Source organism: Sphaerospermopsis sp. FACHB-1094, assembly GCF_014696195.1.
In the GTDB taxonomy this organism is placed as follows: domain Bacteria; phylum Cyanobacteriota; class Cyanobacteriia; order Cyanobacteriales; family Nostocaceae; genus Sphaerospermopsis; species Sphaerospermopsis kisseleviana.
Window position 1 is genome coordinate 73874 of record NZ_JACJPT010000015.1, and the last position, 8608, is coordinate 82481.

Annotated in this window: 11 protein-coding genes; 4 read left to right on the forward strand and 7 right to left on the reverse strand. The window is 36.1% G+C overall.

The window, feature by feature from the left end; all coding sequences use genetic code 11:
• Positions 1–66 precede the first annotated feature (66 nt).
• The 3 genes from H6F47_RS07160 to H6F47_RS07170 form a co-directional block, all read right to left on the reverse strand.
• Positions 67–306, reverse strand: coding sequence for a hypothetical protein (locus tag H6F47_RS07160; RefSeq protein ID WP_096570593.1), 240 nt, complete (start codon positions 304–306; stop codon positions 67–69).
• A gap of 207 nt (positions 307–513) precedes the next feature.
• Positions 514–1065 carry a phosphate-starvation-inducible PsiE family protein gene (locus H6F47_RS07165; RefSeq protein ID WP_096570591.1) on the reverse strand — a complete coding sequence of 184 codons (552 nt, stop codon included), beginning with the start codon at positions 1063–1065 and terminating at the stop codon, positions 514–516.
• Between the two features lie 207 nt (positions 1066–1272).
• Complete coding sequence (locus H6F47_RS07170; protein ID WP_190648212.1) at positions 1273–2238, reverse strand: tetratricopeptide repeat protein; 966 nt, start codon at positions 2236–2238, stop codon at positions 1273–1275.
• Between the two features lie 425 nt (positions 2239–2663).
• On the opposite strand from H6F47_RS07170, the gene H6F47_RS07175 reads away from it, so the two are divergent.
• On the forward strand, positions 2664–4685 hold the full coding sequence (locus H6F47_RS07175; RefSeq protein ID WP_190648223.1) for an elongation factor G: 2022 nt from the start codon (positions 2664–2666) through the stop codon (positions 4683–4685).
• A 110-nt stretch (positions 4686–4795) separates the two neighbouring features.
• Here the strand turns inward: H6F47_RS07175 and H6F47_RS07180 are convergent, their stop codons facing one another.
• Both H6F47_RS07180 and H6F47_RS07185 read right to left on the reverse strand, forming a co-directional pair.
• Complete coding sequence (locus tag H6F47_RS07180; protein ID WP_190648226.1) at positions 4796–5227, reverse strand: PIN domain-containing protein; 432 nt, start codon at positions 5225–5227, stop codon at positions 4796–4798.
• Positions 5217–5474, reverse strand: coding sequence for a ribbon-helix-helix domain-containing protein (locus tag H6F47_RS07185; RefSeq protein WP_190648231.1), 258 nt, complete (start codon positions 5472–5474; stop codon positions 5217–5219). Before H6F47_RS07185 ends, H6F47_RS07180 begins: the two co-directional genes overlap by 11 nt.
• An 18-nt stretch (positions 5475–5492) precedes the next feature.
• On the opposite strand from H6F47_RS07185, the gene H6F47_RS07190 reads away from it, so the two are divergent.
• The gene (locus H6F47_RS07190) at positions 5493–5669 is read left to right on the forward strand and encodes a hypothetical protein (RefSeq protein ID WP_190648234.1); all 177 of its coding nucleotides are present in this window, start codon (positions 5493–5495) and stop codon (positions 5667–5669) included.
• Between the two features lie 127 nt (positions 5670–5796).
• On the opposite strand, the gene H6F47_RS07195 is transcribed toward H6F47_RS07190, so the two are convergent.
• Both H6F47_RS07195 and H6F47_RS07200 read right to left on the reverse strand, forming a co-directional pair.
• A complete protein-coding gene (locus tag H6F47_RS07195; protein WP_096570583.1) occupies positions 5797–6258 on the reverse strand; it encodes a DUF29 domain-containing protein in 462 nt (153 codons plus the stop codon).
• 138 nt (positions 6259–6396) lie between these two features.
• Complete coding sequence (locus H6F47_RS07200) at positions 6397–6594, reverse strand: hypothetical protein (RefSeq protein ID WP_096570581.1); 198 nt, start codon at positions 6592–6594, stop codon at positions 6397–6399.
• Positions 6595–7540: 946 nt separating this feature from the next.
• On the opposite strand from H6F47_RS07200, the gene H6F47_RS07205 reads away from it, so the two are divergent.
• Both H6F47_RS07205 and H6F47_RS07210 read left to right on the forward strand, forming a co-directional pair.
• Complete coding sequence (locus H6F47_RS07205) at positions 7541–7708, forward strand: UPF0175 family protein (RefSeq protein ID WP_236104224.1); 168 nt, start codon at positions 7541–7543, stop codon at positions 7706–7708.
• A 75-nt stretch (positions 7709–7783) separates the two neighbouring features.
• Positions 7784–8266 (forward strand): DUF3368 domain-containing protein, encoded by a 483-nt coding sequence (locus tag H6F47_RS07210; RefSeq protein ID WP_190648237.1) that lies wholly within the window; start codon positions 7784–7786, stop codon positions 8264–8266.
• Positions 8267–8608: the final 342 nt, after the last annotated feature.

Here is an 8608-nt window from a genome sequence, read left to right on the forward strand (position 1 = left end):
TGTTAGGCTCGCAACAATAGGGTTAATGTACATTAACTGCTATGGGATCTAACGCACCCTACAAAATTACATCTTTCCTTTTGCCATCACTTGTTGCAGATGTTCACGAATTTCGTGCGCTCCGTCAATTTCTGACTGACGCAATTTTTGGAATAGTTCTACACAAGGTTGAGAATTTGCTTCTTGTGCATCTTGAATGTAACGTTCGTAAGCTTGCACTGCTGCTGCTTTGTTATGCAATACTGTGATAAAGTCGTATTCTAAATTACTAATTGGTTCTTGAGTTTTGGTCTGGGTAGCAGTCATTTTTTTGCTCCTTTATTTAACTATTTATTGAATTTATACAGATTATTTAAGTTATATTCATCTATCTCAAAGTGGACAAAATTATTACCTTTAGATAGAAGTATTCAGTTAATAATTGAACAAGGTTTTAAGTAACTCAACTTTAAAAAACGTCATACCCAGATCCCCGACTTCTTCAAGAAGTTGGGGATCTATCCACTGCTATATTTACTTTGACAGAGGTGGGTTATCCTCATATTCATCGGAATACTGAAATACGAATTTGTTTTGTATTTCTCTATTCTCTTGATGCACGATAGGACAATATTTTGTGTTTGCACTCATGCAGTCCATGTGGGGTGTTTTCGCACATACTAATAATAGTCCCCCCAAAATGAGTAATAAGCTACAAATTGCTGCTGTTTGTGTGCCGGAAATATCTAACGTACCATGAACAACTACTTCCCGCAGTACGGAAACTATTGCCACCTCCACGGCTACACCTACGGAAATACTATGTTCTTGTAAGTAAACTATGAGTAGTCGAAATAATTCCACGAGAATTAACACAAATAGTATTTTTGATGTCAATTCTTTGTAGTCTAATGAATTAATGATGGCAATAACTATCCCCCACAATTGTATCAACATTACCGCAAATAAGGCTAAACATAATACCATCACTATGAGGTCTTGAAAAGCCTCCATGTTACGCACTATTGCATAGCGATCTAACCAGCGATCGCAAAATAAAAATCTACTCTTGAAGCGTTTTTGCATGACTGTTTACATTCCAATGGCAGTCAGTAAGCTATCAGCTATCAGCTATCAGCAGTCAGCTTTTTAGGGTTACACCAAAAATCATTGGTTGATAATTGATCAAATATTCTGACTACTGTTAGGGTTTAGCATTGCTAAACCCCTACTGACTCAATTCTGAACTCTTACCAATATTCCTATTTTTACGTAACATTAATGTTTTCTGCCTCAGCGTGGTTTGTTATTTAATTTTTGTATTTGTATTAACAATTTGTCGGCATTATTCACCCATTGAGTATTACCTTGATTTTTATACAAATCTCTCGCATATTTGATTAGTTTTACGGCTTCTGGATATTGTTTCAATTGTACAAATACTAATCCTGCACCATAATAAGCATCGGCATAATTTGCATTTGCTTGGGTGGATTTTCTAAATGCTGCTAATGCTTCCTTAAATTTGCCTTGATTAAATAAAATTGAACCTAAATTATAATGAGCTTCTGCATATCTGGGATTGATAGTTATTGCAGCGGTAAATACTGATTTTGCTAGTTCAATTCTACCTTTTTGTAAATAACAAAGTCCTAAATGATAGGAAGGTTCTGGAGAATTTGGACTATGTATGATCGCTTGTTGAAAAGAGGCGATCGCCCCATCCCAATCTTTTTTAATTTCTCGTATCAATCCTAAGTTATAATGAGCAAAACCCAATTTTGGATCTAGTTGTAAAGCTCGTTGTAAATAATCATTTGCTAACTGTAAATTATTCCCTTCTAACAAAGCACTACCTAAATTTGCAAAAGCTAATGCAAACTGTGGATCGGCTTGCGTAGCTTGATAAAATGCGTCCGCTGCTGGTTGTAACTTTCCAGTTTGTCGCAGTGCTAACCCTAAATTATAATGCGCTGCTGCTAAAGTCGGATCTAATTGTGTTGCTTGACGAAAAGCGTTAATAGCTTCTTGTATTTTTCCCCTTTGAATAGCTTGTAAACCCCTATTTAACCAGTCTAAAGCAATTTGACGAGGAGTTTGAGCTAATAGGTGACAGGTGACAGGTGACAGGTGACAGGTGACAGCAGATGGGGAAATGGGGAAATGGGGAGAAGTGGAAAATACTGGCTTAATATTGATATCTAGTACCAGTAAAGTAACAATGCCAATAAAAGGATATTTTTTTAAGGAAATAGTCATAAATTAGCCGAATAATATTGTCACTAAATATTGAGTATGAACCTATTTTTTAACAAATATTTTATAATTGGTATATAAATTAGCATAGCTTAATATTACTTAATCTTAATCTTACGATAAACTACAATTTTTTTGCACCGAGCTTAAAAGATGGATAATAAAAAAGTCAGGAGTCAGGAGTCGTAGAGGCGAAGCATTCGGGCGACTAATTATCAATTTTATGAAAAGGCTATTTTCCGAATGCTTCGCGCCTACTTTGCCCGTACAGTAGTCATAATGTTTGATAAATCAGTGAAATAAGCCAATAACAATTTTGAGTATAGCTGTTAAAAAGCTGAAAGCTGAAAGCTGACTGCTGAAAGCTAAAAAAATTACTCCTGAAAAATACATAATACGGTTGAGGGAATCACCGTAAAGGAGGGTTTATGAGCGAAAAAGTAAAATCCGGTTCGCGGAATGTAGCAATTGTTGGACCCTATTCCAGTGGCAAAACCACATTATTAGAAAGTTTGTTATTTGTCACCGGAGCAATTTCTCGCAAAGGTAACATTAAAGATGTTAACACAGTTGGAGATAGTGCTAATGAAGCACGCGATCGCCGCATGAGTGTAGAAGTTTCCACAGCTTGTACAGAATACGAAAATACACGCTTCACCTTTATAGACTGTCCTGGTTCAGTAGAATTTGTCCAAGAAACTTATAATGCTTTAATGGGAATTGATGCCGCAGTTGTTGTTTGCGAACCCATCAAAGATCGAGTTTTAACTTTAGCCCCATTATTCAAATTTCTCGATGATTGGGAAATTCCCCACATCGTATTTGTGAATAAAATGGATCGGGCAAATATTCATGTTCTAGAAACATTAAACGCCCTCAAAGCCGTTTCTAGTCGTCCTTTAGTGCTGCATCAATTCCCCATTATGCAAGGGGAAGAACTCACAGGATTTATTGATATGGTAAGTGAAAAAGCTTATCAATATCATGCTGGTGCTGCTGCTGATTCCATCCCATTTCCAGAAGCATTAAAAGCCGAAGAACATCAAGCGAGAGCAGAAATGTTAGAAACTTTGGCTGATTTTGATGATCATTTACTGGAAGAATTATTAGAAGATATCGAACCACCCCAAGAAGAAATTCTCAAAGATTTAAAACTAGAACTAGGTGCTGATTTAGTAGTACCAGTTTTCTTTGGAATTGCAGAACAAGATTATGGTGTGAGACCTTTATTAGAAGCAATATTAAGGGAAGCACCAGCACCAGAAACCACAATGGAACGGCGTTTAGAAAAAATTAGTGATACTCCTTTAGCGCAAGTTCTCAAAACCTTTTATACTCCCCAAGGTGGCAAACTTTCCTTAGTGCGAGTCTGGCAAGGAACATTAACAGATGGTATTGTTTTAAATGGTATTCGTGCTGGTGGTCTTTACCGTTTAATGGGACAACAACAACAGCAAATTAACGAAGCTGTAGCTGGAGAAATTGTTGCTATTTCTAGGTTAGAAGGAATTAAAACCGGAGATACAATTTCTACCAATTCCCACATTAAACAATTACCAAAAGCAGCAGAATTAGAACCAGTTTTTGCGTTAGCTATAACACCCGAAAAACGTAATGATGAAGTCAAACTTAGTGCTGCTATTACTAAGTTATTAGAAGAAGATCCTGCTTTAGCTTGGGAACAACATGGAGACACCCACGAAGTAATTTTGTGGGGACAAGGTGAGATACATTTGCAAGTTGCGTTAGATAGACTCAGACGCAAATATAATTTACCCATGTCTACCCATCTTCCCCAAATTCCTTACAAAGAAACTATCCGCAAACCAGTAAACGCAGTTCATGGACGTTATAAACATCAAAGTGGTGGACATGGACAATTTGGAGATGTTTATTTAGACATTCAACCATTAGCAAGGGGAGAAGGTTTCAATTTCCGGGAAACAATTGTTGGTGGTGTTGTTCCTAAACAATACATTCCTGGGGTAGAAATGGGAGTGAAAGAATTTCTTGCACATGGTCCTTTAGGTTTCCCGATGGTTGATGTTGCGGTGACATTAACTAATGGTTCTTATCACACCGTTGATAGTTCAGAACAAGCTTTTAAACAAGCTGCACGTCTCGCAATGCAAACAGGAGTACCCCAAGCACAACCTACCCTTTTAGAACCAATTTTAAAGGTAGATGTGAATACTCCTAGTGAGTTTACCTCTAAAGTTTTACAACTTTTAAGTGGTAGACGGGGACAAATTTTGGGTTATGAAGGTAGACAAGATTGGTCAGGATGGGATAATGTTTCTGCATACTTACCCCAAGCAGAAATGCACGATTTTATTGTAGAATTGCGATCGCTTACCTTGGGCGTTGGTTCTTTCCATTGGGAATATGACCACCTGCAAGAAGTACCGGATAAAATTGCCGAACGGGTTTTAATTAAAAACGGTAAATAGTAAATTCTCGTTCCTCGTTCCCAGTCTCCTGACTGGGAATGCTATCAAGGTTATACCTTCCGTTTTTTATTTTTTGTTTCGCGCAAAGACGCAAAGGAGCCGAGGAAATATTAATTACTCAGTGTAAAAGGATTTGTAAACTTCACACCCTCAATAGTTGCACCTGATGGGAAGTCCTCGCTGTAAATTTCTTCAATTTGGTTGAGTCGTGCTGTTGCCCAAATTTGTGCGTCCCAAAAACTAAAGTGATGGGTTTCTACACCACGAATTGCTTCTAGGGAGATTAATTTTGTCATATCAACAACATGACAAATCGCTAAATAGTTACGCATTCGCACCAGAGCCTCAGCAGGAGTTAAAAGGGATCTTCTAGTACGGGTTGTGGCCATAAAAAACTCCCCTATCACCTGGGTACTAATTACTGCTTTCCCAGAACGAATTAACCTGTCAACTACTGTTATTGCTTGTTCCTGTTTTGTGCTATCTAGTGGGTCGTAGATGTACACAAGAATATTAGTATCAATAAAAACTCTACCGTTCATAAAGGTCTTCCCGCTTCCAGTCCCTACCTCCAGCTTGAACAGGTCGAGTTTTGATGTGTTCAATAAATTCTCTTTCTGTTTCCCACAGTGAGATATCGGTTTGGGGGATAGTTATTTCACTCAGATGAAGGTCAATGGCTTGACGAATAATCTCAGCTTCACTGACACCTGTTTGTTGTGCGATCACTTTTAGTAGATGTTCTTGACGTGGTTGGATATAAATTTGTTTGCGAATTTTGGTTGACACAATTGCAAAGTCTATTTAATGTATACATCATATTATACATTATTTTTTAGAAAGTTGCGATGCCTTCTTTGCAAAACTTTCCACAAATGGCGATCGCTTACCTTGGGTGTTGGTTCTTTCCATTGGGAATATGATCACCTGCAAGAAGTACCGGATAAAATTGCTGAACGGGTTTTAAATACTAACAGTAAATAGTTCATCCTCGTTCCCAGTCTCCTGACTGGGAATGCTATTAGGAAGGTTCTACCTTCCTTTTTTTTCTCACGCAAAGACGCAAAGACGCAAAGGAAGAGGAGAAGATAAGATCAGAAAAATCAAGTGTTTATTCTGGTAAATAATCTTGATTTAAAATTTCATCTGTAGTAAAAGGACAGTCTACAGGAAAAGTATCAACTGATAAACCTGTTTCTAAGGATGCTAGTTTTCTCGCATCTTGATAACATTCGCTAAATACTTCAGAAAAATATTTTTTTAAACTGGGACTTTCAGTTAATTCTTCTTTCAATCTGCGTCTATGTTCAAAAATAGTAGATAACCAACTATTACTGCGTTTATCTGGTTGATATTTATATTTGAGAAGGTGCATTAATAAAATTAATAAGTTACTTTTTAATGCTCTTTTTTCACTTCTTCCCATGCTTTCGATTTCTTCAATTAAATTCTCTAAATCAATTTCTGCAAAGTTACCATTTTTTAATTGTTTAGCTGTAGTTTCTATCCATAAATAAAAATCTTCATTATAAAGATTTGAACTAGCAAGGTTTGTAGGTTGAATTGCTTTCATCTGCTGGAAACCTCCGCAAAGAAATTGTGAGATTTTTTGGTAGCTTCTTTAAGTAATTATATAATAATTCCTACTTTTCCTCGTTCCCATTCTCCTGACTGGAAATGCTATCAGGAAGTTTCTACCTTCCGTTTTTCATTAATATTCATCATCATTACCAAAAGTCACACAAGGACTATCAACTTCTACTGCTGGAGTAAAAGAATTACAAAAAATGACAGTAGCACAATTAACCCCTAATTCATCAGGGTGAGTGCATTCCTCCTGGACAAAAAAAGCACAGTCTTTACAAATACTCTTACATGACATTGGTTGCGCGTCTTTGGAGTCTGACATAGTTCAAAAACCTGAATATCAGATAAAACCCACTACATTGGGTATATTGTAGTGGGGAATAGCAGTAACAAACAATGTCATTTTCATCATCTGTTATTTTTGTCACTAGTTTAATTATTTTATGTAAAAATTACATCATTATCTTGCATTTATGGCAAAATACCACATTAAGAAAGTTTAGTTTTCCCATCAGTTAAAATTTTATTTTCGTTTTTATATGTTGTAGCCTTTAATTATACGTTATTTTAATTATACGTTATTTTGTTGGTGATTATGTTCGAGTGCTTTGCGTCAACCCAACCTACTTTTATTTTTATTTTTTTATAAGTTACGTAAATTCTCTGTTGCTTTTTGTGTAGAAATTTTGAGCAATTTATAAGAAATATCGAGAAATTAAACAATTTTTTGATTGTGGTGACATAAAAATTACAATCACTATTATAATATTTGCAGTTATTTAACACACATCACTATGAGTTCAAAGACTAAGGATTTACAGGTAAGTTACACTAAAACTCGCTTGCTGCTTGCGTTGTGGGATTTGGGAGGAAGTCAGCAAAAGGTAATTTTCTATCAGTTAATGATATAGAAATATTAATAGAACTATCATCACCATTAACAGGTTACTTAGAGGTTGTCTTAAAAGTTTTCGGCGAATATAATTCGCTACTACACAAACAAAGTCCACCTGCGTGGACTAACGAAAAATTAAGGATTTGAAACTTGCATAGGCAGGTTTTGTCTGTGTAGATGTGATTTTTAATCGCCTAAGTTAGACTTTTCAAACATCCTCTTAGGAAGAATTAAAGAAGATGATTGGACAAAAGATCGCTTTTATTACTTACGCGACTTAGCAATAAATTAAAATTAGACTAAACTTAGATATATATTGCTGCTGTGTAGTAGAAATTTGAGGATAACTTCAAGAAGTTGAAGAGGTAAAAAGATGAGTGTGGTGATTACAGATGATGTCTTGCAGACAATTCAAATGTCTGACAAGGAATTAATTCAGGAAATAGCTATCTTGCTGTTTACACAAGAACGGTTTACTTTAGGACAAGCGAGTAATTTTGTCGGTATGAATCAGCTTGAGTTTCAGCGATTGCTTAACTAGTCGCAAAATTCCTCTTCATTATGATATTGCTGAACTGAGAGAGGATGTCAAGAGTTTGGAAGCTAACAATTGGCTATGATGATTGTTAGTAATACATCTCCTATCAGTAACTTAGCTGCAATTGGTCAGTTAACTTTGTTGCAGCAACTATATGGTAATCTTTTTATTCCCCCAAGAGTCTATCAGGAAATTGTTGCTTGTGGTTGTACAGATCCAGGTACACTAGCACTGCAAACTGTTGATTGGATTCAAGTTATATCTGTTACCAACGTTGATTTAGTTGACACCCTACAAAAAATTTTAGATCCTGGAGAAGCAGAAGCGATCGCTCTTGCGGTAGACTTAAATGCTGATAGACTAATTATTGATGAGCGAAAAGGCAGAAATGAGGCTATCAAGTCCCGATTGCAGGTTACTGGACTATTAGGTATTGTACTAGCTGCTAAACAAAAAGGGATGATTCCCCTAGTAAAACCGATATTAGATGATTTGACTGCTAATGGCTTCTGGATTCGTAAACAGTTGTGTGCAGAAATTTTATCAATTGCAGGAGAATAGCGATCGCACAAGCTCAGAAAATAAAGTTGAAGATGAAGTTATTGTTAATTTCATGATTTGACAAAACTTGACACAACCTGTTTATGCACACAAGATAGTTCTTCCTCGTCGAGATTAGCGTAACAGGGTTTTCGGTCCGTGTCAAGAAGATTTACTACCTCTATTGCGGAAAAACACCAAAAAAATGATAATTAGCAAACGACGGATTTTTTTGCTTTGATAGAGACGTTCCAGACCCAGAGAGCAAGTCCTAAGTTGACAATTTCATAGACAAAACTATACTTATATTGACAAAAATCAATATATTTTTAGGAAAAAATCAACTACTTGATATATAATACG